General features: G+C 46.8%; 15 protein-coding genes and 6 pseudogenes. 5 read left to right on the forward strand and 16 right to left on the reverse strand.

Annotated elements, in window-relative coordinates; all coding sequences use genetic code 11:
• Positions 1-310 precede the first annotated feature (310 nt).
• The 3 genes and pseudogenes from araA to JCM2765_RS07935 all read right to left on the reverse strand — a co-directional run bounded on the left by araA (position 311) and on the right by JCM2765_RS07935 (position 4,132).
• Complete coding sequence (gene araA, locus JCM2765_RS07925; protein ID WP_054735859.1) at positions 311-1,735, reverse strand: L-arabinose isomerase; 1,425 nt, start codon at positions 1,733-1,735, stop codon at positions 311-313.
• A gap of 33 nt (positions 1,736-1,768) precedes the next feature.
• Complete coding sequence (locus tag JCM2765_RS07930; protein WP_054735861.1) at positions 1,769-2,497, reverse strand: L-ribulose-5-phosphate 4-epimerase; 729 nt, start codon at positions 2,495-2,497, stop codon at positions 1,769-1,771.
• Positions 2,498-2,531: 34 nt separating this feature from the next.
• Positions 2,532-4,132 (reverse strand): annotated as a pseudogene (locus JCM2765_RS07935) (xylulokinase).
• Positions 4,133-4,293: 161 nt separating this feature from the next.
• Here JCM2765_RS07935 and JCM2765_RS07940 point away from each other — a divergent pair.
• Positions 4,294-4,485, forward strand: coding sequence for a hypothetical protein (locus JCM2765_RS07940; RefSeq protein ID WP_054735863.1), 192 nt, complete (start codon positions 4,294-4,296; stop codon positions 4,483-4,485).
• A 330-nt stretch (positions 4,486-4,815) separates the two neighbouring features.
• Here JCM2765_RS07940 and JCM2765_RS07945 read toward each other — a convergent pair.
• Positions 4,816-5,889: pseudogene (locus JCM2765_RS07945) on the reverse strand (GntR family transcriptional regulator).
• 186 nt (positions 5,890-6,075) lie between these two features.
• Between JCM2765_RS07945 and JCM2765_RS07950 the strand changes: the two are divergent.
• On the forward strand, positions 6,076-7,110 hold the full coding sequence (locus JCM2765_RS07950) for an aldose epimerase family protein (RefSeq protein WP_054735865.1): 1,035 nt from the start codon (positions 6,076-6,078) through the stop codon (positions 7,108-7,110).
• Positions 7,111-7,423: 313 nt separating this feature from the next.
• Here the strand turns inward: JCM2765_RS07950 and JCM2765_RS07955 are convergent, their stop codons facing one another.
• The 7 genes and pseudogenes from JCM2765_RS07955 to ilvA all read right to left on the reverse strand — a co-directional run bounded on the left by JCM2765_RS07955 (position 7,424) and on the right by ilvA (position 19,592).
• A complete protein-coding gene (locus tag JCM2765_RS07955; RefSeq protein ID WP_156301727.1) occupies positions 7,424-7,657 on the reverse strand; it encodes a hypothetical protein in 234 nt (77 codons plus the stop codon).
• Between the two features lie 603 nt (positions 7,658-8,260).
• Positions 8,261-9,722, reverse strand: a pseudogene (locus tag JCM2765_RS07960) (sugar porter family MFS transporter).
• Positions 9,723-10,106: 384 nt separating this feature from the next.
• Positions 10,107-10,478: an LPXTG cell wall anchor domain-containing protein gene (locus tag JCM2765_RS07965; RefSeq protein ID WP_054735869.1), complete on the reverse strand. Its 372-nt coding sequence runs from the start codon at positions 10,476-10,478 to the stop codon at positions 10,107-10,109.
• Positions 10,478-10,678 (reverse strand): hypothetical protein, encoded by a 201-nt coding sequence (locus tag JCM2765_RS17455; protein WP_162231404.1) that lies wholly within the window; start codon positions 10,676-10,678, stop codon positions 10,478-10,480. Before JCM2765_RS17455 ends, JCM2765_RS07965 begins: the two co-directional genes overlap by 1 nt.
• Positions 10,679-10,689: 11 nt before the next feature.
• Entirely contained in the window at positions 10,690-13,434 is a 2,745-nt protein-coding gene (locus JCM2765_RS07975) for an MBG domain-containing protein (protein ID WP_054735873.1), read from the reverse strand.
• 122 nt (positions 13,435-13,556) lie between these two features.
• Positions 13,557-17,882, reverse strand: coding sequence for a KxYKxGKxW signal peptide domain-containing protein (locus JCM2765_RS07980; protein WP_054735875.1), 4,326 nt, complete (start codon positions 17,880-17,882; stop codon positions 13,557-13,559).
• Positions 17,883-18,327: 445 nt separating this feature from the next.
• Positions 18,328-19,592, reverse strand: a pseudogene (gene ilvA, locus JCM2765_RS07985) (threonine ammonia-lyase IlvA).
• Between the two features lie 341 nt (positions 19,593-19,933).
• Between ilvA and JCM2765_RS07990 the strand changes: the two are divergent.
• The 3 genes from JCM2765_RS07990 (at position 19,934) to JCM2765_RS08000 (ending at position 21,362) form a co-directional block, all read left to right on the forward strand.
• Entirely contained in the window at positions 19,934-20,491 is a 558-nt protein-coding gene (locus JCM2765_RS07990; protein WP_054735877.1) for a hypothetical protein, read from the forward strand.
• A 75-nt stretch (positions 20,492-20,566) separates the two neighbouring features.
• On the forward strand, positions 20,567-21,031 hold the full coding sequence (locus tag JCM2765_RS07995; RefSeq protein WP_054735879.1) for a helix-turn-helix domain-containing protein: 465 nt from the start codon (positions 20,567-20,569) through the stop codon (positions 21,029-21,031).
• A gap of 34 nt (positions 21,032-21,065) precedes the next feature.
• Positions 21,066-21,362, forward strand: a complete 297-nt coding sequence (locus tag JCM2765_RS08000; RefSeq protein ID WP_054735881.1) for a hypothetical protein — start codon at positions 21,066-21,068, stop codon at positions 21,360-21,362.
• A gap of 88 nt (positions 21,363-21,450) precedes the next feature.
• On the opposite strand, the gene JCM2765_RS08005 is transcribed toward JCM2765_RS08000, so the two are convergent.
• The 5 genes and pseudogenes from JCM2765_RS08005 to JCM2765_RS08020 all read right to left on the reverse strand — a co-directional run bounded on the left by JCM2765_RS08005 (position 21,451) and on the right by JCM2765_RS08020 (position 26,240).
• Entirely contained in the window at positions 21,451-22,194 is a 744-nt protein-coding gene (locus tag JCM2765_RS08005) for a Fic family protein (RefSeq protein ID WP_082405048.1), read from the reverse strand.
• A 175-nt stretch (positions 22,195-22,369) separates the two neighbouring features.
• On the reverse strand, positions 22,370-23,215 hold the full coding sequence (locus JCM2765_RS19365; protein ID WP_500797376.1) for an alpha-L-arabinofuranosidase C-terminal domain-containing protein: 846 nt from the start codon (positions 23,213-23,215) through the stop codon (positions 22,370-22,372).
• A pseudogene (locus JCM2765_RS19370) lies at positions 23,213-23,871 on the reverse strand (alpha-L-arabinofuranosidase family protein); the annotation flags it as partial. The pseudogene JCM2765_RS19370 and the gene JCM2765_RS19365, both read right to left, overlap by 3 nt.
• Before the next feature lie 111 nt (positions 23,872-23,982).
• Positions 23,983-25,252, reverse strand: a pseudogene (locus JCM2765_RS08015) (oligosaccharide MFS transporter).
• A gap of 13 nt (positions 25,253-25,265) precedes the next feature.
• On the reverse strand, positions 25,266-26,240 hold the full coding sequence (locus JCM2765_RS08020) for a glycoside hydrolase family 43 protein (protein ID WP_054735883.1): 975 nt from the start codon (positions 26,238-26,240) through the stop codon (positions 25,266-25,268).
• Between the last annotated feature and the right edge of the window lie 194 nt (positions 26,241-26,434).

Here is a 26,434-nt window from a genome sequence, read left to right on the forward strand (position 1 = left end):
CACCCCGCAAACGTGGGCGCGTCTGCGGGGTGCTTGCCTATATTAGAAAAAGGGTTACCTAGTTTTAAGTGAGTTACCTGCGACGAGCTTACGGGCAACGTTGGTTTCGGCGCTTGTGAGACTTAATTTTCTTGGTAGTCGGGATATTTTGTGAAGCTTGTCGTCTTTGATATCGTTCTGGCTACCGCGCCGAAATGCGTTCCGAGAAGCAGATTGCTGCATGTAAGGCGTCTTGGGTAAAACCCCAGGCCCGGGGCTTTCACCGTTGGCCCCTTACACGCCGTTCTCTAACTGCTTCTCTCCACGCTCTCTACTTAATATTAACCAAATGCAAGTTAACCATAGCAGAGAAGTCTTCCATTTGTTGGGCAGTCACTGCGAATGAGAAGACGGTGTGGTGGCCACCACCATTTTCGATCCAAGCCTTTGAACCGGCCTTCAAACCGGCCTTAGGGGTCCAAAGTTGCTTAGCAACTGGCAAGAATGGGGTTTCAGCTTCAGGCTTGTTGCCTTCTACTTCATACATGATCATCCGGAATTCGTCGCCGAAATCAGCAACGGTCACGTCAATGGCATCGCCTTCTGAACCGGTGAAGACCAAACGAGCTGGATCTTCCTTACCACCAATGTCCAATGGGTGAACTTCAACGCGAGGCTTGTCTGAAGCCAAGGTTGGGTCAACTTCCAACATATGTGAACCGAGGATGGCTTCGTGGCCCTTCCGTAAGTCCAAGGTGTAGTCTTCCATGAAGGCAGTTTGCTTGTTGTGGCTCATGATCTTCATCAAACGATCCAAAGCAGCGGTCTTCCAGTCACCTTCACCGGCGAACCCGTAACCTTCAGCCATCAACATTTGCGTAGCCAAACCTGGTAATTCCTTCAAGCCGTAAAGGTCTTCGAAGTTGTCAGAGAAGGCCGTGTAGCCGCGGTCGTCCATGAACTTCTTCAAACCGAAGTATTCACGAATTTGGTACTTCACGTGGTCTTCGAACATAGCAGGATCGTTCTTACCTGGCGTCAAGGTGTATTCTTCTGAGATTTCAGCGTACTTCTTGTCGATGTCAGCGTCAGAAACGGCATCAACGACTTGAACTAAGTCACCCATTGCCCAGTAGTCAGCAGTCCAGCCTAATTGAATCTGGGCTTCGATCTTGTCACCATCGGTAACGGCAACGTTGCGCATCTTGTCGGCAAATACGGCAACCTTGATCTTGAAGCTTTCGTTGTAAGCTACAGCAACGTCTTCCCAATCAGCAATTTCAGCTTGGGTTTCTTCGTCGCCCCACCAGCCGTAAACGACTTTGTTGTTCTTACGAAGACGGGCGTTGATAAAGCCGTATTCACGGTCACCATGGGCACTTTGGTTTAAGTTCATGTAATCAAAGTCGATGTCAGCGTAAGGAATGTTGTTCAAGTATTGGGTAGCCAAGTGCAACAATGGCTTTTGTAATAATTGCGTCCCACGGATCCAGTTCTTGGCTGGGCTGAAGGTGTGCATCCAAGTGATGACACCGGCAACTTCGTCGTCGTAGTTGGCATCCTTCATCAACTTAGTGATGTTTTCAGCAGTCGTTGCGACCAACTTGAATTCGATTGGGTAAGGCAACTTGCCAGAAGCATTTAACTTAGCAACGATGTCCTTAGCGTCGTTTTCAACGGACTTTAATTGTTCTTCACCATATAAGAATTGTGAACCAGTAACGAACCAGAATTTGTAATCAGGTAACTTTTGCATGATTAATTTCTCCTTTTAAATGTTAGTTAATGATTATTCGTGCTTAGCGTGGGTCTTTGATTGAGCGTTGTTTTGACCGTAGTAGGCGTTGGCACCGTGCTTACGGTAGTAGTGCTTGTCCAACAAGTACTGTGGTAAGCGGGTGTTGTCCATGGTCATTTGCATCGTGTGGTAGTCTTCTTCGGCAACCACTTCAAGAACCTTAGAGTTGTAGACGGCCTTGGCTGGTGTAGGGCCCCAAGCGAATGGGCCATGTTGGCTAACCAATGCTGCTGGAATGGCTTCGTAGTCGATGCCACGTTCGTTGAAGGTCTTAACGATGGTTTTACCCGTGTTACCTTCGTAATCTTCTTCAATTTCTTCCTTAGTTAAGGCATCCGCTGCCGGCACATCGCCGTAGAAGGTATCCGCGTGCGTCGTGTTCATAGCTGGAATGTCCAACTTAGCAGCCGCAAACGAAACGGCCCATGGTGAGTGGGTGTGCACGATGCCGCCGATCTTTGGGAAGTGGTTGTAAAGGTACGTGTGCGTTGGGGTATCGCTAGATGGGTTCATCTCGCCTTCCACAACTTCACCCTTCAAGTTCACAACGACTAAGTCAGATGGCTTCAGGTCATTGTAATCAACCCCGGAAGGCTTGATGACGAACAACCCTTTTTCCCGGTCGATCCCGGAAACGTTGCCCCAAGTAAAGGTGACGAGTCCGAGCTTTGGCAGGGACATGTTGGCTTCATAAACTTCTTGTTTTAGTTCTTCAAGCATTGTTTATTAAACACTCCTATTTAAGGTATTTGGTTTACTGTTTGATTGCGTTAACGGCTGCGAGTTCAACGTTCAAGCCTTGTTTGTAGGCTTCGATAAATTCGTTGCAACCGGCCACACCAGCGGCATCTGGTTCGATTGTGGTGCCCTCGGCATCAGCGAAGACTTGTTGATCCAAGTAGTCCGCTAAGTTTTGGTTGTGGTTGTCTTCGGCGTAGAGTGCCAAGACTGCCATCCCCCAAGGACCACCCTCACCGGCGTTACTCATCACGGTGATTGGCGTATCCAAGGCATCGGCCAAGACTTGTTGACCAATGATTGGCGTCTTGAACAACCCACCTTGGGCGATAAAGCCGTCCGCTTTGATGTGTTCTTCATTTGCCAAGATGTCGTTCCCAATCTTCAGTGGGGCGAAGGCTGAGTACAAATGCGTCTTGATGAAGTTTGGTAGGTTGAAGCGGCTGTTTGGTGTCCGCACAACCATTGGCCGACCTTCAGGCATCTTAGTGATGTTTTCACCAGATAGGTAGGCGTAGCTCAAGATACCGCCGGCGTTATCTTCAGCGCGTTTCGTGCTGTTGAACAAAGCGCCGTAAAGGTCGTTTGGCTTCAAATCAACACCAATTTCCTTGGCAAATTCACCGAACAGACCAACCCAGGCGTTGATGTCTGAGGAACAGTTGTTGGTGTGGACCATGGCAACGGGTTCGCCACTTGGCGTCGTGACCATGTCGATATCGCGGTGGACGTTGGCCATTGGTTGATCCAAAACCACCATGGAGAAGGCTGAGGTTCCGGCGGAAATATTACCGGTCCGCGTCCGAACGGCGTTGGTTGAAACCATCCCAGTTCCGGCATCACCTTCAGGGGCAGCCATCACTGAACCGGCTTCCAACTGACCACTCTTATCCAATAACTTGCGCCTTCAGCACTCAAGGTGCCGGCTTGTTCGCCCGCTAATTTGATTGCTGGCAAAACGTCGATCAAGCTCCAGTTGTACTGGCGAACACTCTTTTGTTGGTTAAACAGGTCGATCATCTTGCTGTCGTAACCCTTGGTGGCGTCATCGATTGGGAAGACCCCGGAAGCATCACCGATACCCAAGACCTTTTCACCAGATAACTTCCAGTGAACGTATCCCGCTAAGGTCGTGATGAAATCAACGTCCTTCACGTGATCTTCTTGGTTCAAGATGGCTTGGTAAAGGTGCGCGATGCTCCAACGTTGTGGCACGTTGAAGTTAAATAACTCAGTTAATTCATCGGCAGCTTGTTCGGTAATGTTGTTCCGCCAAGTCCGGAATGGCACCAATAGGTTGCCTTCCTTATCAAATGGCATGTAACCGTGCATCATGGCACTGATCCCAATTGACCCGATTTTTTGTAAGGCCACGTGGTAGTGATCCGCCACGTCATTAGCCATTGCCGTGTAACTGGTTTGGATGCCCGCCCAAATCTTGTCGACCGGGTAAGTCCAAATGTTGTTCACCAATTCGTTTTCCCAGGTAAAGTCACCTGAAGCCACCGTTTGGAAGTCGTCAGTGACCAAAACCGCCTTGATCCGGGTCGAGCCAAGCTCGATACCCAACGCAACTTGACCAGCCACGATTTTAGCTTTGACTTGGTTTGTATCCATTTCGAAGTCCTCCAGAAATTTAAACTTATCTCGTTTACTTATCGATATGTTAATCGCTTACAAGACAGATTATAGCTTATTCATTCGTATCAATCAAGATTTATTTTATTTGTACGTATAAAAAGAGTGCGAAGCGTGACGGTTAGAAGGTGGTGTGTAAGGTGACTACGGTGAAAGCGCCCGGGCCTGGCGGTTTTATCGTAGTCACCTTACATGCAACCTTCTGTCACGCTTCGCACGTTTCGGCGCAGAAGCCAGAACGCGCCAACGTCGACAAGCTTCACCACCAAGCTGACCTGCGGAAAACCCAAGTTACCCAAGCACCGAAAATCACCGCCAATTTGCACCAGTAAAACGCGGCTTTGCCCAGCGAAGCGCAGGCAAACAGCCCAACACAAAAAGAGCACTGCAATCTCCCAATCAGGGAAATCACGGTGCTCATCCAATTCATTCAATCAATTACACTCGACCTACCGCTTCCGCCGTTTCCGCGCAAACGGATGCTTATGCCAGGCCTGAGTGTCCTGTTGCTGTTCCAAAGCTCGACTTGCGTTCGTCTCCTGCTCAATTCGGGTTGCTACTGCCGGGCTCAATAACCGATCAGCGTTAAAAATGGCGCATCGTTGCTTAATGACTGTAATTCATCACCAAGCACCAATGTGCCATCATCTAACTCAATTTAATTATCGTTTCGCCACCGAATTGCGAATAATCAACTCCGGTTCGTAAACGATGTCTTCGACTGGTTGCTTATCGATCATGCTGATCAACAGCCCCGCCGCATCGTGACCCATCTTTTCCTTTTCGTGCACCATCGTGGTGATGGCCGGTTCCATAAACTGACCCAGACTGTAATCATCAAACCCGGTCACGGAAACGTCTTCCGGCACCTGCAGATCTAACGATTTCACGAGGTCGATCACCTGAATCGCCAACTGGTCGTTATAACACATGATGGCAGTTGGCCGCGGTTCAACGGCTAGCGCCTGTTCGATCTGATCCAACGTCTTCTTAATCGGATCAGTCGTCCGGTACATGATGACGTTACTTTGAATCATCACATCGGCGTTGCGTTGGTAAGCCTTGATAAAGCCGTTCATCCGGTTGATCCTTGAACGTCATCGATTTGGAACACGCCCAAGATGCGTTGGTGCCCTTGGTCGATCAGGTAGTCCGTCATCCGCTTCATGGCGTCCTCATCATCCGTAGTCACCGAAACGCCGTCGATTTGTTCGTACTTGGCGTTAATAAACACCGTTGGCAACTTAAGTTCTTGGATTTTTTGGTACAAATCCGCGTTCGGCGTCTGCAGCGTACTTTGGGTTGGTTCGATGATCAGCCCGCCACGTTGCTCTCGAGCATCGTGATCAGCGACTTACGTTCCGCTGTGGGTCATTGTGGGTGTTGGCCAAGAGCATCGCAAACCCGTTATCCGAAATGATTTGGTCAGCCCCGCTAATGATGCTTGGGAAGATATAATCCGCGATGTGCGTTGCAATAACACCAATCATGCGGTTATTGCTGATGCTGTTGGCCTTGGCGCTCTGCCAATCGTTCACGTACATCCCGCCACCCTGGATCCGGTAGATCAGGTGCTCGTTTTCCAAGTCCCCGACGGACCGGCGCACCGTGTAGCGGCTGACCCCGTACTTATTCATCAGTTCGGTTTCAGTTGGCAACTTTTCACCGATCTGATACTCACCAGCCAAGATTTTATTTTTAAGTGCTTCTTCAACTTTTTCGTATTTTGCTTGCATGACGTCGACTCCATTTAGCGTTCATTTTAAGTAGTTGTTCGAATTTTTTAATAAATTCATTGCTAATCGGCCAAAAAGCATTGACATTTGTCCGAATAATTATTATGTTCGTAATCGTATTCATCTTAACACACAATGCGAAAATCCCCGAAAGTTTTAATAAATTATTTCTAGGAGTGACAAATTATGAAAGCGTTTCAAGAAGTGTTTGACCAATACCAAGGCCACGATGTAACCGCCTTTCACCTTGAAAATGACAACGGTGTGTCCGCTGTTATTTTAAGTCAGGGGGGTATCATCCGTGAGATGAACCTGCCAACCAAGGACGGGAGCACGCAAAACATTCTGTTGGCTTACCCAACCACGGCGGACTATTATTCAAATCCGTTCTATGTCAACATGATCATCGGCACCGCCGCTGGCCGGATCAAGAACGGTGAATTTACCATCGACGGCAAGACCACTAAGGTAGCGCCAAACGAAGGCAACAACACCCTCCACGGTGGCCCTAACGGCTTTAATACGGCTAACTGGACCGGTGCCGTAGCTTCTAATGATGAAGCCGCTACGTTGACCTTAACGCACCATTTCGAGGCTGGTGAAGGCGATTTTCCAACCATTGACGTGGCCGCAACTTATACGCTGACTAACGACAACATTTTGAGCGTTGGCTTCGCCGCTCAATCTGAAACACCAACGATCTTCAACCCAACCTACCACACCTACTTCAACGTGGCTGGTAGTGAAACGGTTAAGGATCAAGTGTTGCAATTAAACAGCCCACGCCACTTGGATGTTGACGGCGAAAAAATCCCAACTGGCAAGTTTTTGGACAACACCAACACGCCATTTGATTTCCAAACACCCGTTACGTTGGGGAGCGCCATTGACCAAATGCAGGATACGGACGAAAAGGGCTTCGATGACATCTTCGAAGTTGTCCCTGACGCCCAAACTCAAGCGATCGCTAAGTTGAGTGATCCTGAAAGCGGCCGTGCGGTAACGTTGCATTCTTCACGGAACGGCTTGATCGTCTTCACCGCCAACTCATTCACACCTGACATGGCATTGACCTTGGGTGCCGGCAAGCCTTACGAAGGGGTTGCTTTGGAAGCGCAGAACTTGTCAGACGCCACCCGGTTTGATGATTTCGGCGACGACTATGTCTTGATGCCTGGTGAACATAAGGTTTATGCGATTGGGTATCAGTTTGAGTTTTAGGGTATTGGATGGTGCTCTGAAACCTGTTCTTAGATAAACAATAATCATATTTACATTTTAGTCAGTCTTCGTTGTTGAAGGCTGGCTTTTTATGTGATTTAAGGTATAGATACGACCTCATCGCATAGGCATTCTGACGTGACATTCGTGACCATTTAAGCTAAACTATTACCTACAAAAGCGTATAAGGTTAACACCTAGGCCAATCACAACTACCAGTGGTTGGCTATTTTTGTGTATAAATGGTGGCATAGAAACTCGCCAATACCTGCGTAAACAAAAAGACGCCTAGCAAGCGTCTTTTTGTGTATCCTCATTTCCAATAATACCACCGCCGCCACTCCTGAAACCGAAACTGTACCCAATCATCAAACGAGGTAAATCGTTCTGGAAGCCGCCCTTTTCGGTAGATTGGTTCCAGTTCTGGAAGCTGTTCAAACTCGGGTTCACGATCATCAGTATCTCGCAAACGAGAGTACGTCCACCACTTTTCAGGTACCGTTTTAGCAAGCATCACACCTCTACGTTCAAAGGTCTTCCGCGTCATTTCAATCTCAGCTTGAACACTAGACCAAGGCTGACGCAAAACGCCATCAATAACGTCATATTGATCAATGCCAATTCGTTTATAAGCCGACCTAGCATGGTGTGGGTAGTCATCAAAAACACCCGCATTAACGCGTCACCGATATTGACGATTAGCAGTCGCCTCACCGCCACTCATGTGCATTTTCACAATCGGATGGTGCCGATAACTTCTACTCATGGTTATTTTTTAGTTGCGCTACCCTCACGCTGACCTAGCACTTGAAATGAGCCAGCTAGCAGTCGCAACTCTCCTTTTAGTGCCATTACAGCGCGGGAGAAACGTTTTGGTAGAGTTGGATCATGTGATAGACTTCCTGCCCGAGTTTGGTGTGGTTGGGTTCTGTCGAGCCTTTTAAGTTAACATACATCCGTTATTTTAAGTAATTGTTTTGACCCATAATGTTCATTTTTTAAATTGAGTACCCTTTTCACGTTACCGCTAATATCGCAAAAAATACCTAAACCGTTCAGTAACGCTCAATCCACGCACGAAAAGCACTGCCATTCCATACTAGAACGACGGTGCTTTTCACATCTATTCAATTAACCAATTCAGCTTAAATTAGTTAGTCCCTGGTTCCCCAGCTTCAACGTGACCCTTAGCGTGGGCACGTGAACGAAGGTCAGCTTCCAATGATTCAAGCGTCCGGTTACGAGTTTCAATCGTAAACTTAGCAATGAACCAGATGGCTGCGAAACAAAGAACACCGTAAACGATAAACAATTTGGCGATCCCTTGACCTTCTGCGTTGACTGCGTGTGCAGGTGTGAAGGCAATCAGTAACATTGGGAATGATTGTGATACGGCGAAGTTGGCAGCCCAGTTGATAACGGCGCCAAATGAGTTACCTAAACCACGAATGTTCAATGGGAAGGCTTCACCAATCATAACCCACATAACAGGGCCCCAAGTTGCTGAGAAGAAGGCGATGTAAAGTCAATGCGATAACACAGATCCAAGAACCCAAGTTACCGTTACCGGCTTTGAGTACTAACATAGCGGTTGACATTGCTAAGAGTGAGACACCCATCCCAATGGCACCGTAAGTTAACATCTTCTTACGATCAATCTTATCCATGATCTTAACGGCAATCGCAGTCACGATCACGTTGAAGATCCCGATAACGATGTGAGATTGAAGTGCAAAGTGTTCGCTAAATCCGGCAGAGATAAAGATCTTTGGCGCATAGTACAACACAGTGTTACAACCCATGACTTGTTGGAAAATTGCAAGCCCTAAGGCCATAATCAATACTGGACGAGCCATCGTCCCGAACAATTCTTTGAAACCGCCTGAAGGAATTGAAGCTTGCAACTTGATGTCTTCCAATTCTTCGTTAACGGCACTTTCATTTGGGCTAATTTGAAGTAAGACGTTCCGAGCATCAGCGTCACGGCCTTTTCTAACAAGGAACCGTGGTGATTCAGGTAAGAACAAGCCACCTAAGAACAGAAGAGCGGCAGGAACAGCGGCTAGGCCAAGCATCCAACGCCAGCCAACAGTCTGTGACAAACCAATCATGCCTTTTGGTGATAACCATTCGTTAGAAACGTAGGCCAAGAAGATCCCGGTCATGATCATCAATTGGAACAAGGTCCCAATCCCACCACGCTTATCAGCGGGTGCCAATTCGGCAAGGTAGGTTGGAATCAAGGCTGAGGCACCACCAACGGCCATCCCTAACAGTACCCGTGAACTAACCAACACGGCGTAGTCTGGCGCAAACCCAGAACCAAGTGCCCCAACAAAGAAGATAATTGCAGAAGTCAGTAATAATTTCTTACGACCTAATTTATCAGATAAAGGTCCGATAATAGCGGCCCCAACAATGGCACCTAACAGAACAGAAGCGGTAATGAAACCGTCTTCAAAAGATCCCGCCTTAATCCCTAATTCTTTCCCAATAAACAACATGGCACCGGAGATAACCCCAGTATCATAACCGAACAGTAAGCCACCAAGGGCCCCAAAGAAGTAAATGAAGTTAGTCGACATTTTCTTCGGACTTGCATTGCTTGCCATATACTAATTCCTCCCATTCAACTGAATGATAATTGCTAAAACTCCAATAAATTTAGAAAGCAAACAGTAAGCGCTTTCTTGTATGATATGTACTATACAGTACTTAGTTAGTTTTTTCAACCAACTAATCAAAAATAAATTAACTTTTTTGATAAGTTGAACCGTTTCCATGACTTAAATCATTGACAAATCTAGTTTTTGTGTTCTCGGAAGCTAACCTAATCGGGTGCTATGACCAGTCAAATCATCAAACATCGCCATCTACACACAACAAAAAGTAGCTTAATGACTTAAAAACTCAAGTTCGTTAAGCTACTTTTTAATGATGGGCTGTGCTACTCCCTTAGGTTGCGTTTCTCCGTAGTCACGTCACACAGATTCACTCTACTCGTCTTCATGCCGTTTCTTGTGCCGTAAGCCCGCTAACCCAAGCATACCGGTTAAGAGGCCTAAAATACCAGCCGCCTTCGCAGATTCGGTTGATGCATCATTGGTCTGTGGTAACTTATTAGCCGCTACTTTGTTGGTGGTAGTCGCTTCAGCATTGTCACCTGTGGTAGCGGTTGAGGTTACAGCCGTACCATTAGCAACGTTCGATTGAAGTTGCTCAGTCGCAGTTGCAGTTGCGTTTGTTGTCACGACATTGATGTTCGCATCCGTTGTCCCGTTTTGCGTATCACCAGTAAGTTTATCCGTTGGCTGACCAGTCGTTGCTGTCGAATCTGTGGATACCACCGGCGTCTCAGGTTGAGTCACTACCGATTCATCCGTACTCGTGCCAGGTTCAGCACCAGAACCTGGCTCAGTGTCAGTCTCGGGTTTAGTCCCCGTCCCGGGTTCGGTTCCAGTACCTGGCTCAGTTCCAGTTCCCGGTTCAGTCCCAGTTCCCGGTTCAGTCCCAGTTCCCGGTTCAGTCCCCGTTCCCGGTTCAGTCGTAACCGTACGTACGTCACCACTGTATTTTCACTCAAATCAGTTGGGACAGTTGGTGGCAAATAGCCCTTCGACGGATCCGTTGGGTCAGCTGGTTGGAGCGCGGTCCCAGCACTATCCGTTGGCGTGTATCCAGGAACGTCCGGCACGATTGGCGTCGTTGGAGTCGTTGCTTGGTGGCGTCAGTTGGATCATTCGGATAAGTCACAACTAGTGGGGCACCGCCAGTTGGTGAGGTAATTTGGTACTGCCCCATCGCCGTGTAGACGTAGGTCACGGTTACGTTACCATCTGGCACTTTCCCCGTTGCGTTAGCTGGAGTCGTCGTTAGGTAGTAACCGTTGATGACCTTGGCGTTAGTGCTGTAATCAGTCTGATAGGTCAATCCGGTCTGCACGTCCGCTGGTGCGATTGACGTGCCATTACCATCAACGTAATTGACCGTTAAGCTGTAATCACGGTTAATCGTGTAATTAATTGGCGTATCGACACCCGGAGTCGTTACTTCTGGTAGCCGGTAGCCCTGACTTGGGTCAGCCGAATCAACCGGTACCAACTTGGTGCCATCTGAAACAGTTGGTGTATAGCCCGGTACGTAACTGATGACTGGTGTCGTCGGTGTTAAAATTTGACTTGGGTTAACCGGATCATTTTGATAAGGCACCGTCGTTGTCTCACCATCCGTTGGCGACGTAATCAAGTAATTGCCCAATTGACCGTAAGTGTACGTAACATCCTGATTGCCATGCCCCATCTTCCCCGTTGCGTTTACTGGTGTCTGGGTCAGATAGTACCCGTTGATGACCTTTGCCGTTGACGTATATGGATCGTTGTAATTCAACGTCTGCGTCTCCGGATCACTGATTGCGGTTCCGGCGTCATCAACGTAGTTTACCGTCAAGACGTAGTTGTTGTCGGTAATGGTCAACTTACCATTAATTGTCGTGATGAGGTAGTTCGGGTTAGCAGCGGCATCAGCCGTCACCGCGATGTCATAGCTGCCAACCGCCGTAGCGCCACTCACATCCGTTAACGTATAGACCGGCGCAACCCCTTGCGCTGGTTGCCCAGTGACAGTGGCCACGATTGGCCCATACGCAGTCCCGTCAAATGCCTTAGTAACCGTTGGCGCCGCAATGGTGATTGCAACTGGCGTAATAACGACCAAACCATTTTGGACATCAGCAGCGTCAAAGTCGAAGTTCGGGTTAGCCGCTTGTAATTTGGCCAAACCGTTCGCACTCAACGTAACGCTGTATTTACCAACGTTTTCACTGGTAATGCCAGTCGTATCAAAATCCGTCGCGGCCAACGTTGGTACCGTGAACGTATCGGCGTAGTTGCTTGGTGCCAAGACGGTAAAAGTTGCTGGGATCGTCGTGTTGTCGCCATCGTAAGCCTTCGTAGCGCCCTGAACCACAATTGAGGTTGCCAGCTGTGGGTTGGCGTCAGGTTGATCAGGATTGGCTGGTTGATCAGGCGTGTTCGCCGTTGTTGGCGTGGTTAACGTCGCCTTGGCGATGCTTAACTTTCCCGCCACCGTATGAATCTCATAGTTGCCGTTAGCACTTGCATCAGGCGTTACCACAATTGAGTAATCCCCAGCATCGCTATCATGCGTTAAATCAGTCAAGGTATAAACTGGGGCGACACCTTGCATTGGCACCCCGGTGATACTTGCTGCCGTGACGGTTCCGGTGTAACCTTCACCGTCATACGTCTTGGTCAAGGTTGGCGCCACGATGGTCACCGGCGCCTTGGTAATGCTAAATTGGCCAGTCGTAATCGAAGCCGTGGTCAAGGTGTAGTTCGGATTAGCCGCTTGCAACTTCGCTAAACCAGCGTCACTTAAGGTCACGATGCTATTGCCAACATCTTGACTGTGGGGTGCCACCGTGAAATCGGCTGCCGTCCAGTCCGTTGGTGCAACTAACCCAGTGCCCAAACTTACTTGGAACGTGGTTGGGTCAGTTGTGGCATCACCGTTGTAGAATTTAGTTTCATTTAACACCGTAATATCAGACGCCGTCGTAGCGACAGGCGTAATCGTCAACTTACCGGGTACCAGTGTGATCGTGTAATTACCGTTTAGCGAAGCATCAGTATCTGAGAAGGTCACCGCACCGGTGTACGTCCCAGCATCGATATCGTGACTCAACTCACTCGTGTTTTCAAATGCACTGTAGTCTAAACTGGTCCCGTTCGTTGGTAAGCCAGTCACCGTCAAAGTCGTCTCATCCATCGTCACTGGATCAGTGTAAGCCAGTCCATCATAGACCTTGGTCAAATTAGGGGCAGTCACCGTAATCGCTGCTGGCGTAATCGTCAACTTACCAGTGACTAACGCTCGATTAACAGCGGCAAAACTAACCCCCGCATTAGCCGCCATCAGCTTCGTCCAACCTTGATCACTCAACGTCACCAGATAGCCATCAGTGTTGACATCTTGACTGGTAATGCCGGTCGTATCGAAATCAGCTGCCGTCCAAGTCGTTGGGGCCGTTAAGCCCGTTGGCAAGTTAACGGTGTACGTTGCTGGATCAGTCGCGGCATCGCCATCGTAAACCTTAGTGCTGCCCACAAGCGTAATGCCGGCGTCTGCAGGTAACGCATAAACGACCTTGAAGATTTGACTGGCACCGGTCGCATCACTGATCGTATCAAACGTTCCCTGAGCTGCTAAAGCAGTCGCCAATGAGGTGTAGGTGCTGTTACCAGTTGCATCCGTGATTGGCGCCCCACTACCGTTAACGACTTGAACCGTGTATGGGATGCCCACTTGTGCTAAGTCAGCATCAGTTGTCGTAAAGCTGATCGTATCGGTTCCCGTTTCAGTATCAGGCTGCGTTGTTGCCGCTGCATCACCGCTGGCAGTATCGTTAATGCCGGGGTAATCGGAAGTTAATTGCGCTGAACTGATTGATAATGGTTAACCAACACCCCTGAGCCGTCTGCTAAATACGTCGTTGGCCCGGTCGTGTTAGTGAACACGTACCCGGGAATCGTCGGCACGGTATTTAAAACCGGATCCCCCGTCTGCCCAAATGACCCGGTCACAACGTAACTGCCATTAACTAATGCAACGCTTGGCACGACCCCGGGATACCCATTGATTGCGTTACCATCCTGATCAACGTTTTCAATCGTTGCTTTCGTATCGTAATCATCCGTCACCGAACTAGTGAGCAAGGTCGTTGCCGCGCTAGATTTCAGTGAACTGTAAATGGTCGCCGACTTATTCGCGTTAGTGGCACTCGTTGGTGAATAAAGATCACCAACACTCGTTGGTGAATAAAGATCACCAACATAGGTAATCTTATTCAAGGCCGATACTTTATCGGCGCGAACAACAATACTCTTAATCGCCGCCCAATCCGTCACTTGATCAGCCGTCAATAGTTCGCTTGGCAAGGTCGCTGATGAATCAATCGTCCAAGAAGTGCCATCCGCAAAGTTCAGCGCTGTGCTATCCGTTGAATAACTAACAGCATCAGTCGCATAATAAACGGCGCTCGGATCGCCCTTAACGTTGTTGGTTGCCTCACTACTTTGCTGAAGGGCACCCGACAGCTTGAGGGTGAAGTCAGCCGTCTGACCCCCCGCCGCATTTGGATCAGTCTGTCCCGTTTGCGGCAAATTCGTCACGTTCCAGGCGGACGTTAAATCAGTTGTAAAGTTATTGACAATGGTAATTTGGAGATGCTGCAGGCCTTGAATCGTATCACCCGTTCCAGTGTAGTCAACTACCGGATAGTTATGCGCCGCAACTGAGTAGCCCGTCATGCCATCGGCTGTCCCTTGAATGGTTGGCGTGTTCAACAGACTCTGTGGCGCAATGATGGTGTAACGATCATACACATCACCATTATTTTTCAACGTTGTTGTTTGAATCACCGTGCCATCTGACAATGTCAACGTTGAAGCCACCCCATTATTTAAAGTGGCCCCCTTTAGGCTTGCTGTATCAAATTGAATCGCCGAAGTCCCCGTTGGCAGCGGCGACTTGATCTCTTGTAGGCCAGCCGTTGATGAAACGCCCAAGGCCGCCAATTGCGCGGCGGTCTTTTTATCATAAGTTGTCCCACCATCAGCCGAATAAACGTACTCGGGCGATGGACTCTGGCCAAAGTTGGCGACAATCGTACTGGTCGCAGTTGAATCAACATTAAACGTAAAGACATACCCGTCATTACTGTTGGTGGTATACCCGGTTCCCGTCCAATCCATCTTCAACACCGTTTGACCATTCTGATTCTTCAACGAGGTCAACGTTGGCGCTATGGTGTTTTTGGAACTATACGGTAATCCGTTCGTCAGCTGCAACGTCATTTGTTCCGGTACCGTGACGTAAACGATTGGTTCAAAGATCCCGGCTGCAACGAGCCCATTGTTCCCACTTAAATTATAGGGTGAGCCATCATAAGCATCTAAGTTACTCCCAGTGGTGCCATCGCCATAACCATTCGTGTTATAGGACAGTGTCGTGGTTCCACCTGGCACAACGATTTTATTATCATCACCTAAGCTACTGCCAGTCGCATTACCATCTTGATTAATAAAATTAGGATTAACGGTTTGAATCGCAACTTTCATTGAGACGTTGCTATCGTCACCATCAGCCGTTATTGTCACTGGCATCTGGTAAGTCGTTCCCGTCACCGCGTGATCGTTGGCATACCCCAGCACCGTAAAGTGGTAAGCATTCACGTCGCTCGCTGGAAATTCTGGCACGATTCGGTCAAATGCATCCGGATACATCGCATTTTGATAGTTAATCGTATACTGTTCAATTTTACTGTCGGTTGCGAGGGCTTCACCAGTCGACAACTTCCCGGCCGTATCAATTTGACCGGTTAACGGATTCCAACTTTGACCCGCAGCTAAGGTTTGGGTCACCGACTTTCCCGTTGTATCGGTCGCAACCACTTCGTAACTCGTTGGCGTCTTATCGTAGTAGGTCCCGATATTGGCGATTGGCATCACGATTCCGGTTGACGTTAACTCATCCGGAATAGTCATCGTAATGCTTGGCGTTTTCTCAGTAGTTGACCCATTTGACATGCCCAGAATACCGATAATGTCACTACTGGCGTTGCTACCAATTCCGCGTTTAATGGTCCCCGTGTACCCGGTTACTGCCGTTGTACCAGTTGTGTCGGTGAAGGTCGGTGTCGTCAATCCCGTAAATGCGTTGGCGATATCCAATTCATCACCGTTATCAACGTTGGTTTCACCAAAATATTGGGTACTACCATTAGCGTACGTCACGTACCCGGAGGCGCCCACACTACCATCAGTTGGGGTCGCTTCTAACGAGGTATATTCACCGATAAAGTAAAAGCCAGTCGCGTTATTGAAATTTCCCAAGTACGTATTCGCTTGGTCCTGTTCCGCAATGATTGGTGTCCCCACCCCACCAGGTTGAGAAATGGTCAATGGTTGCAGGGTTGAACCAATACTAGGAATCGTCAGCCATTGAAGCAACACGCCTTTCGCCTCAGGCGTCTTGTTTAAGGCAGTAGTCATCTCCTCATCCAGCTTAAAGTTCGACGGTACTGGAATTGAGGCATAGAATTTATCCGTATAGTCTGAGCCACTGATATTAAACCGAGCCCCGTAGATATACGGTTCATCCGTCGTCTTTTCGGATTGATTGACGGCAAAAATCGTCCCACTCGTTATTTTGATGTTTGGGTCCAACGTAAACGTTTGGGTTGCAGTTGGCACTGCCTCGTTATTAATTGCCAGTGTAATGGTCTGCTGAGCGCCTGAAGCGACATCTCTCAGCAAATTGGCCTTCCCAACGTTGACCGCGTAAATCTGGTTACCAGTCCCTGGCAGTGTCCAGGTATACGTTAAGCTACCATCGGTATTGCTGACTACTGTCGGCGTGCCATTGTACGCTTCGAAGTATGCGCCCTTGGAAGTCGTAAAGGAAAATGTATCGCCGGCAGTCCCCGTCATCGTTATCTTAAGGGGAATTTGTTGTCCGGAAGTGAACTTATAGCTATCACCAGGCGTCGTGGCAGTCGTATCCTTGCTGCCGCTGATATCCGTGCCCCAGGTAAATGCAACCGTATCCGTTCCCGTGTAGTCATTTGGATCAACAATCTCCCGGAAACTAGCCGTTAACCCCTGTTGCGTAAGCGCTGTCACAACAGCTTGATAAACGGCGCTACTAGGAGCGTTTACAATCAGATCCCCATAAGCATCTAGTTCAGTCGTCACGCCATCTGGTAAACTAGCCCGTTCTTGGGCGGCTTGGGCATTCACTAAAACGCTGGCAGAAACTCCCTTTTTATCTGATTCCAGTAAAACGCCCGCTTGAACCAGTTCTTGACTCATGTTATTCACAATTGTGGCTGCTAAATTCAGTGATGACACTGCACTATCCAGATTTGTCACTGATTGACTATCAGCTTGGGCAACGGCGTCCGTTACGGATTGCACTTCATTGGTTGCGTGGGTGGCAAGCGCGGTTAACGCCTTGTCCGTTGGAATGTTGTCAGTCTCACTTTGGTTCGCAACCGTCGCTCCTTGCGTCACCGTTGTTGCAATTTGGCTACTGATATCGGTAGCCTGCTTCACCAATTTTTGGCCAGTTTCGGCACTGTAAGTCGTTACTTTAGTGGCTGTTGTTGGTGACCCCTTGCTGACGGCTGGGGTCGTTACTGATTGGCCATCGTTAGCCGTCGTTGACTGCGTTGAGCTCGTAGGTGTTGTCGTATCCGTCCCGTTGATGACCGTTTTAGCCTTAGTCTGATCAGCCGTTGACGTCTCGGATTGCGTAACCGTTGACTCAGCCGCTGTAGTCGCCGTTTCGGGCTGATTTGTTGCTACCTCACCAGTGCCACTTGTCGTTTCGGACTGACTCGTCGATGCGTCATTAACACTGCTTGCCGTTTCAGACTGACTCGTCGATGCGTCATCAGCACTGCTTAATGAACCATCCGCTTGCACACTGGTTGCCGGATCAGTCACTTGACTGGTTTTCAGCGTCACTTGCTGCTGATTAGTTGTCGCACTGGTCACCGCACTCGTACTAACTGCCGCGTCAGTCGCAGCATGGGCAGTTACTGAACTATTATCTGGAAACACAACTAAGCTAGACGAAAAAAGCGAAATCCCAGCAATTAGCCAGAGTTTCCCTTTCTTGTATAACTTATAGTGCCGTTTTTCTTCCAGACTGTCCCTAAACAGCTTAGACTCATTTTGATGATTTTTCATAGAAAGCCCCTCCTGCTCCTAAATGTGTCATCTTACCGGTGATTCCCGCAATCACCTACTGCTCAAATGCAACGCAAGTCGCCTGCACTTTAGCCCCCTAATGATGATATCCTAACTCGTTTCCACACGAGCTAGTTGACTTACCAGCTGAGTACCTTCGTTCAAAAGTCCGAAGCCACCCATCCTTATTACCGTCTAGTATAAATCAGTTACTAGCAAAAATTAACCAGTAATTGTTCAATTTAAAATTACTTTCCAACTATATAATTATTCAGCTAAAAGGCCATGATACAACTTTAGAGTAACATTCTAATAAAATACATACAACCGATAATAACTGGATACGATTAAAAATAGGCCGCCGAACTCGAAACTCGAATTCAACGACCTATTTTAGTTATGCCACCAATTAGTTTATAGCAGCGACTAATCAGCGTCAGTTGAACTAAACCAACATCCGATACAACCGCTGATTCTCCTGCAAATTAATATAGTTCGGATCAAACTCAGCCAACCGCTCCAACAGACGATCCAGATTCTTGGCGTCACCCAACCGAACCCCGATCAACACAGGCCCTTCGGCACTGTTGACCTTCTTCGTATATTCAAACTTCGTGATGTCGTCATCCGGGTTCAACACCACGTTCACGAACTCCCGCAGTGCCCCAGCCCGTTGCGCAAAGTTGACCACAAAGTAGTGTTGCAACCCTTGGTAGATCAACGACCGTTCTTCAATTTCTTGCATCCGGTTGATATCGTTGTTCCCACCGGAAACCACGCACACCACGTTCTTGCCGGCTAAATGATCCTTATAGACTTCCAAAGCTGCAATACTCAACGCGCCCGCTGGTTCAGCAACCAACGCTAACTTGGTATAAACGTCTAGAATCGTCGTACTAACTAGTCCTTCAGGCACTTCGATCAACCGATCCACGTTTTCCTGACAGGTGGCGTAGGTCAGCTCGCCCACTTTTTGAACGGCCGCGCCATCCACAAACTTATCCACGGTCTCAAGGGCTTGAGGATGCCCCACCGCAAAGGCTTTAGCCATCGAGGCCGCCCCGCTGGGTTCAACCCCCACAATCGTCGTCTGCGGACTGACCGCCTTCGCGTGAGTACTGATCCCACTGATCAACCACCACCGCCAATGGCCGCGAATAGGAAATCGATGGACTTAGACTGTTCCTGCGCATCATTGAAGACTTCAACGGCTAAGGTCCCTTGGCCCGCCATGGTGTTTAAGTCGTCAAATGGCGCGATGAAGGTCTGGTTGTGTGCCTCACTAAAGGCAACCGCTGCAGCATTGGCCGCGTCAAAGGTGTCGCCGACCAGTTCGATTTTCGACTTGTCACCACCAAAGAATTTGACCTGATCAATCTTTTGCTTTGGTGTCGTCACCGGCATAAAAATCGTGGCCGGGATAGCCATTTTGGCGCTAGTCCACGCCACCCCTTGCGCGTGGTTTCCCGCACTGGCACACACAACGCCGCGCTGACGCACGTCGTCTGGCACCTGCGAAATGGCGTAATAGGCGCCGCGAATCTTGAAGGACCGAACTGCTTGTATGTCCTCACGTTTCAAATAAACGTTACAATTATATTTTTGTGATAGATACGCGCTGTACTGCAACGGCGTGTGGGTGACTACTGGCGCTAACACCTTGTAGGCCTTTAACACCGCTTCATCCGTTAAAACTGAACTTGCTGTCATTAATTACCATCCTTTTTGATTGAAATTGACGTGATGCCGTCATTAATATCATTTGACCCTATGTAGCTGCTACACGCTCTTGAATCTAAGTTGCTTATAAGATAAATAATAAATAAGTTTTCTCATTATTTTATCATCTTATCATACTGCTTAGCCATGTCAACGGTTAATCAGACACTTTTTCTTGACTGAGTATTATCGGTAGTATCCCGTTTATAGCGTAATAAGGTTTATTAAACTGAGACGGATAATGTCTCATCAACCTGATGCTATAATGAGGTTAAATAACGGTGTAGCATCACCCAAAGCATCACTTAAAATAAGTACAAGGAGGTTCTCCCATGACCCTCACCATGTCGTTAACCAGAATCATCACCTTCAATCACCCAGAATCTAAAAACCAACCCAACTTTGATATCTCACTGCGCGATACCAATCAGACCGTTCCGGGAATTCAAGTTGACCAAGCACTGTCAACCTTACTGCACCCCCTTGGTCAACAAACGAACCAAGTTGGGACCTTCGCGATGGAGTGGACCGACGCCTTCTTTCTAGATCAGTACTTTCAACGCCACTTTTGCCACGAACAGCCCTACCTGCACACAACCGACATCACTTGTAACTTCCAAGATTTGACCAAACTAAATCGGTTACTCAAATCAGCAGCTCAAGCTGATCATCCAATTGACGAACTTCCTTTGACCGATGCTGAAAGTCCAACCAGTCTCGTCTACCGCTCCCAACTGTCAAGAACGAGTTGGTTCATCGCGCTGGAAACCAAATCGATGACGCAACTGATCAACGCCGGCTTGGTAAACGGGATTGATTCGCGGGCGGCAACGAATAGTTTGTCGGTTGTTTATCGGTATGAGGCGGTTGAGGGGGAGCAACCTCATTGATAATGGCATGCTTTATTATTTTAAATTAGAATATCATGCTATATTGTGATTAATTACTTGAAGGAGGCCCACACAATGGCTAATCCCCCAATTTCAGAACAACAAGCCTTAGAACAACTCAATCGATACACCCATATTATTGAAACAGCACCTCGAGATTCAACTGAATTTTTTGATGCAACTAAAGCTTACAATCAGCTCTTACACCCAACTATCAACATTCGCGATTTGGTATTTTTAGGTAAAAATCTTGATCACTCGATGACGAATACCGAATTGGCCAAATTGATCATAGCAGCTCGCAACGACCAAGACTTATCTGATGTCTTAGATATCAACGAAGACGCTCGAGTCGCTTACAAATTCAAACATCTCCGTCAAGCCAAACATATGACCCAACAAGAAGTTGCGGCCAAATCTAAAAATTATACCCAGAGTCAAATTGCCCAAGCCGAGCTTGGGCAATTATCATTAAGTCCTTCGCGTTGGCAAGCATTATTTGAAACGTTGGGGATGACCGCGCACTTTGTGATTGCATAACTTAGAACGTTATTTCAATTTGGAGGAAGTTTCGTTGGTAACTCAACAATACGTTTTAAATAAAATGGCCGAGTTCTCTCGCTTAATCAACCAAACACCAACTGATGGTACTGAATACCTGAAATTAACCAAGGCCTATAATCAGTTCCTTTATGGTGCCTTACCCGAACGCGACTTTTTCTTTATTGCGCGTCGCTTGGATTACCCTATCACTAATGAAGAAGGTGCTGAGTTAATTTCTGGGGCTTATAACGGTCAGGATTATATTAAAGTACTTCCTCTAGATTCCGAGGCTTTAACCATACTCAAGACTCGACTTAAACGCCAGTAACCATTAAACACCTATTATTTTTCTTTAATCAAAAAGTGGCACGACATTCTGCTAATCAGCAAAATGTCGCGCCACTTTTACGCTATTTTTAACCAAAATTCGGCAAAAATTTCTGAATCAACGTCTCATAATAATCCTGCTCATACCCGAACGTATCTACTAAATACCCCGGGGTTGACGCAAACGTCTTCAATCCCCGAATATAGTAGGTCCGATTCTCATCTCGAATAATAAACGGCACCGCTTGCGCCCGACAAAGTTCCTTGTACAGCAACAACCGTCCCACTCGGCCATTGCCATCACTAAATGGATGAATGAGTTCAAAGGATTGGTGAAAATTTGCGAGTTGCGCAAGTTGCTGCCGCTCATTTGGGGTCTGTGATTCCCAATTTTGAAATAAACGTGTTAAATCGGCCTTCACGTTCTTCGGTACCGTTGTTTTAACTGCATCTAACATGCCGATGTCATTGGGAACTTGTTTAAAGCCACCCACGTTATAACGGGAATCTTTTTCCTGACTAGTATAAGTTTTTAGAATTTTATGGATTTGAATAATATACGCCGGTGTTAGCGGCTCATCAATCGTATCTAAAACGAAATCAAAGGCCTTAAAGTGGTTTTGCGTTTCAACAATATCATCAACTCTGATCGGATCGTTTTTATCGTTGGCGAAAATTGTCCCCGTGTCAAAAATCTGCTGGGTCTGGTCCAGCGACAGCCTGACACCTTCAATATGATTATTGTTATAAGAAAAGAAAATTTGCGTCCAATAATATAAATTACCCGCCATGGTTTTATCACGCTGATTGCGTAATTCCTCAACTAATACCACCTTGTCACCTTCATCCGTATAAGGTTAATCTGGTTTATTATATCGTAGATTTAGACGTTGAACGAACCTAGAAACCCACAACAAAAACGGTCGCACACCACTTGGCATGCGACCCGCTTCATATGTGAGTTGTGTGAGTTACCTGTATCAAATCAAACTAATTGATTAAATCTAATTAATCGTTCTTAACCGAAACCCGAATCATATTCCACGACAACGGCTGTAGCTTACTTTGAACAAGATTGCCATCAACCTTAACGTTCGTCAATGGTTGAATCTTCATTTCCTGATTCTCATTCGTCTGCTTAATATCGTAACCACAGAACTGAGTTGCTTCGACGAGCTGACCCAACTGCATATTATCGACGTGGACTTCATAATCCATTGCCTCGGAGGCCTTATTTTCAACAAATACGACAACTTCTTGCGTATCTGGATTGTAGACCATCATCGAGTCCGTATATGGCACGTCGTAATCAGCTGAATGGTAGGTATCGACTTCTTGGCGAGGAGTCAATGCGATCCCTTGACCAAATTGTGATACTTGCATGAATGGGTAGAAGATTGATTGGAACCAAACCCCACCATCAGTTTCAGTCATAATCGGTGCGATCACGTTCACTAATTGTGCTAAACAACCAATCTTGACGCGATCAGCGTGTTTCATTAACGTGATTGCTAAGCTACCGACCAAGAGCGCATCTTCGAAGTTGTAGTGATCTTCCAACAAATGCGGTGCATGTTGCCACTTGGCTTGTGCATCATCTTGGGCATGGCTGTGATACCAGACGTTCCATTCATCCATGGACAGATTGATTGTCTTCTTACTATGTTTGCGCGCCTTTACTGCATCACACACAGCAACAACGTCGTTAATAAAACCGTCAAAATCAACCGATTTACCTAAGAACCCTTGCAGGTCATTAGCTTCATTGCCATAGTACTGGTGGAGCGATAGGTAGTCAACATCATCATAGACGTGGTCTAAAATGGTTTCTTCCCAACTACCAAAGGTTGGCATCGTTCGAAGCGAACTCCCACTAGCAACTAATTCGATGCTTGGATCGACAATTTTCATCGCTTTGGCTGTTTCGTGCGCTAATCGCCCGTATTCACTAGCCGTCTTATGACCAATTTGCCAATCGCCATCCATTTCATTTCCCAGTGACCAAACCTTAATGTTAAATGGTTCCTCAGCACCGTTCTTTCGGCGTAAATCACTCCAATAAGTTCCTTTAGGAAAGTTGCAATATTCCACTAAGTTGCGCGCAGCATCGATGCCGCGGGTACCTAGGTTAACTGCCATATCAGGTTCTGCATTAACATTTTGGCACCACTTAACAAATTCGTGAACCCCGAACTGATTGGCTCAATCGTTGACCAGGCTAGATCTAGCCGAGTTGGTCGTTGATCTTTAGGCCCGATACCATCTTCCCAGTTATAAGCTGATACAAAGTTGCCACCTGGGTAACGAATCAGCGGTACGTTTAACTGATTAACGGCGTTGATAACATCTTGCCGAAAGCCGTCTTTGTCAGCCGTTGGATGATCTGGTTGATAGATGCCTTCATAAATTGAACGTCCAAGATGTTCAGTAAATGAGCCCCACATTCTCGGATCAATTTTAGCGATTTCATTAGTTCGATCGACAAATAATTTAGATTTAATAACTGCCATCTCCTTTAATTCAAAACACTAATTATCATAAAAACGCGCGTTGTTGGTAAATCACCTCAACAACGTGCGTTTCATTTTTAACCTTACCCGAGTTGAGTAAACTAATTATATTTATTCTTTCTTAACAGCGCTTACATCTCCGCTATCAGCAGCGACTTCACCAGCTTGAACTGGATCTTCCTTCTTCAAAGCAAAGGCAGCGAACAAGGTGATCACGAACACAACGATCCCCATGATAACGTAAGTGTGTTGGTAACCGATAACATCGTATAACTTACCAGCAACTGACGAGAAGATAAACACGGATATTTGCTTAGCAAAGTTCGACGCTAACGCGTACACAGTAGCGTATAACCGAATATCGAAGGCCCCAGCAATGTACTTCATGATAGAAGTCAACAGCAATGGCATTTCAAGCCCGGCAATCAAACGGAAGAAGACAACCCAGCCCCATGATGGCGCTAATGCAGAACCTAAAATCCGGATACAAGTTAAGAACCCATAAGCAATCAACATTCCGTGAACCAATCTTGTTAATGATCCATGGCATTGGGAACATCAATAGGAATTCAATGGCCGTTTGACCTGAAGTCATGTAACTGTAAACCAACGTCCCTTGAGCAGCAGTGTGGAAGAACGTCTTGAAGAAGATGATAAATTGTTGGTCAAACACATCAAAGATAGCTGATGCACCCATGTAGAAGATGGCCAATACCCATAAGTTCTTGATCTTGAACACTGAAACAACTGTCTTCCAATCCAAAGAATCAGAAGTATCACCAGCGGCATCCGCATTTTCCATGTTGATCTTATCGCTGAATAATAAGAACCCAGTCAAGATAACGGCAGCAATAGAACATGCCCAGAAAATTGAGTTAGGGCTCCACAGGAATAAACGACCGGCAATCAATGAGGCAACAATCCCGGCAACAGAACCACCAACACGGGAGTGCGCATATTCAAACTTGTTAGCCAAACTAGCACGTTGAACGTACTGTTCAATAACAGAAACCCCACCGTTTAAAATGAAACTTAAGAAAATACCAGTTACAATCGCAACAAGCGCAGCATTAATGTGCATTAATGGTAGAAACGCCCATTGGAAGAATGGTCCAATGAAGATTGCGACAACTGAAATTGTTAAAATCAAAGTTTTCCGGAATAATAGCTTATCAGAAACGACCCCAAAGATTGGTTGGAAGATCAATGAGATACCGGCCATCATTGAGAATACGGCACCTGATTCAGTACCGTTCAAATGACCAACTTGTTCCATCCAAAGAGTTAAATAACCATAAACTGTTGCCCAGATAAAGAAGTAACTAAAGTGGGTAATGGGGAAGCCCCAAAAGTTTTTACTTTCACTTTTTTTTGCGTCCATGAATTTGATACTCCTATTCGTAGTTGTAAGGTACTGGCTTGCCAAAGTTTGGCGTGCCATCTTCGTTCCAAGTAAAACTCTGTACTTTCGTATGACGGTTTGGATCGTATAATGGATCACCCTTGATATCTGTATAATCACGGCAATGGTAAACTAAAATATCGGTTTGACCATCTTCAGCAATCGTAAATGAGTTGTGGCCAGGGCCAAATTGATGTTCAGCTAAATCACTTTGGAAAACTGGTTCATCAGATTTGTGCCAGTTAGCAGCATCCAATAAATCGGCATTTTCATCAACAGTAAGCATGCCCATGCAGTAGTTCTCATCGGTTGCACTTGAAGAGTAAGTTAAGAAGAAACGACCATTACGATGAATAACAGCTGGTCCTTCGTTAACCCAGAATCCGCGGGTCTCCCATTCGTATTCCGGTTTTGTTAACATTACTGGCTTCGTCTTCAACGTCCAAGGATTGCTCATTTCAGCAATGTATAAGTTAGAGTTCCCTTTGATTTCAGGATCCTTTTGCGCCCAAACGTAGTAAAGTTTGTCGTTGGCTTCAAAACACGTTGCATCCAATGAGAATGAATCCATGCCAGTTTCAACTTGACCGCGTTCGATCCAATCGTCTTCACTTACCATTGGGTCCTCTGCATCACATTCAATGCAGAACATCCGGTGCTGGAACATGCCGTTCTTATCGAATGCCGTCGTTTCAGCAGCAGCGAAGTAGATAAACCATTTGCCGTCAATATAGTGAATTTCAGGTGCCCAGATCAATTGACTCATGGGACCGCTTTCATGCTTGCGCCAAATAGTACGTGGTGCAGCATGTGCTAATCCTTCTAACGTTCTTGCCCGCCGAATTTCAATCAAGTTATAAGCAGGTACCGACGCCGTAAAGTAATAGTAACCGTCAGTATGTTTATAAATAAATGGATCCGCACGTTGAACGATTAGCGGATTAGTATATTGTGTTGTGTTCGCCATAAGTACAATCTCCCTTAAAATTAAACTACGTAGTTTTTATTTCTTATCAGTGCACGCGATTATCATAAGATGAGAAGAAAACGATTACAACCGGCTTTTTGATGTTTTTTCTTTTTTTTTTCGTTTATCGCAAACGTTTTTTATTGTTATAATTAAAAAAAGAAAGTTTTATTGCTAAATAAGCAACAAAAAAC

The sequence above is a fragment of the Secundilactobacillus similis DSM 23365 = JCM 2765 genome (genome assembly GCF_001311075.1).
Taxonomy (GTDB): Bacteria; Bacillota; Bacilli; order Lactobacillales; family Lactobacillaceae; genus Secundilactobacillus; species Secundilactobacillus similis.

Excerpts from the sequence above, each read along its gene's own strand:
- araA (WP_054735859.1), bottom strand. The coding sequence starts at position 1,735 with ATGCAAAAGTTACCTGATTACAAATTCTGGTTCGTTACTGGTTCACAA.
- JCM2765_RS07930 (WP_054735861.1), bottom strand. The coding sequence starts at position 2,497 with ATGCTTGAAGAACTAAAACAAGAAGTTTATGAAGCCAACATGTCCCTG.
- JCM2765_RS07950 (WP_054735865.1), top strand. The coding sequence starts at position 6,076 with ATGAAAGCGTTTCAAGAAGTGTTTGACCAATACCAAGGCCACGATGTA.
- JCM2765_RS07955 (WP_156301727.1), bottom strand. The coding sequence starts at position 7,657 with ATGACGCGGAAGACCTTTGAACGTAGAGGTGTGATGCTTGCTAAAACG.
- JCM2765_RS07980 (WP_054735875.1), bottom strand. The coding sequence starts at position 17,882 with ATGAAAAATCATCAAAATGAGTCTAAGCTGTTTAGGGACAGTCTGGAA.
- JCM2765_RS07990 (WP_054735877.1), top strand. The coding sequence starts at position 19,934 with ATGACCCTCACCATGTCGTTAACCAGAATCATCACCTTCAATCACCCA.
- JCM2765_RS07995 (WP_054735879.1), top strand. The coding sequence starts at position 20,567 with ATGGCTAATCCCCCAATTTCAGAACAACAAGCCTTAGAACAACTCAAT.
- JCM2765_RS19365 (WP_500797376.1), bottom strand. The coding sequence starts at position 23,215 with ATGCCAACCTTTGGTAGTTGGGAAGAAACCATTTTAGACCACGTCTAT.
- JCM2765_RS08020 (WP_054735883.1), bottom strand. The coding sequence starts at position 26,240 with ATGGCGAACACAACACAATATACTAATCCGCTAATCGTTCAACGTGCG.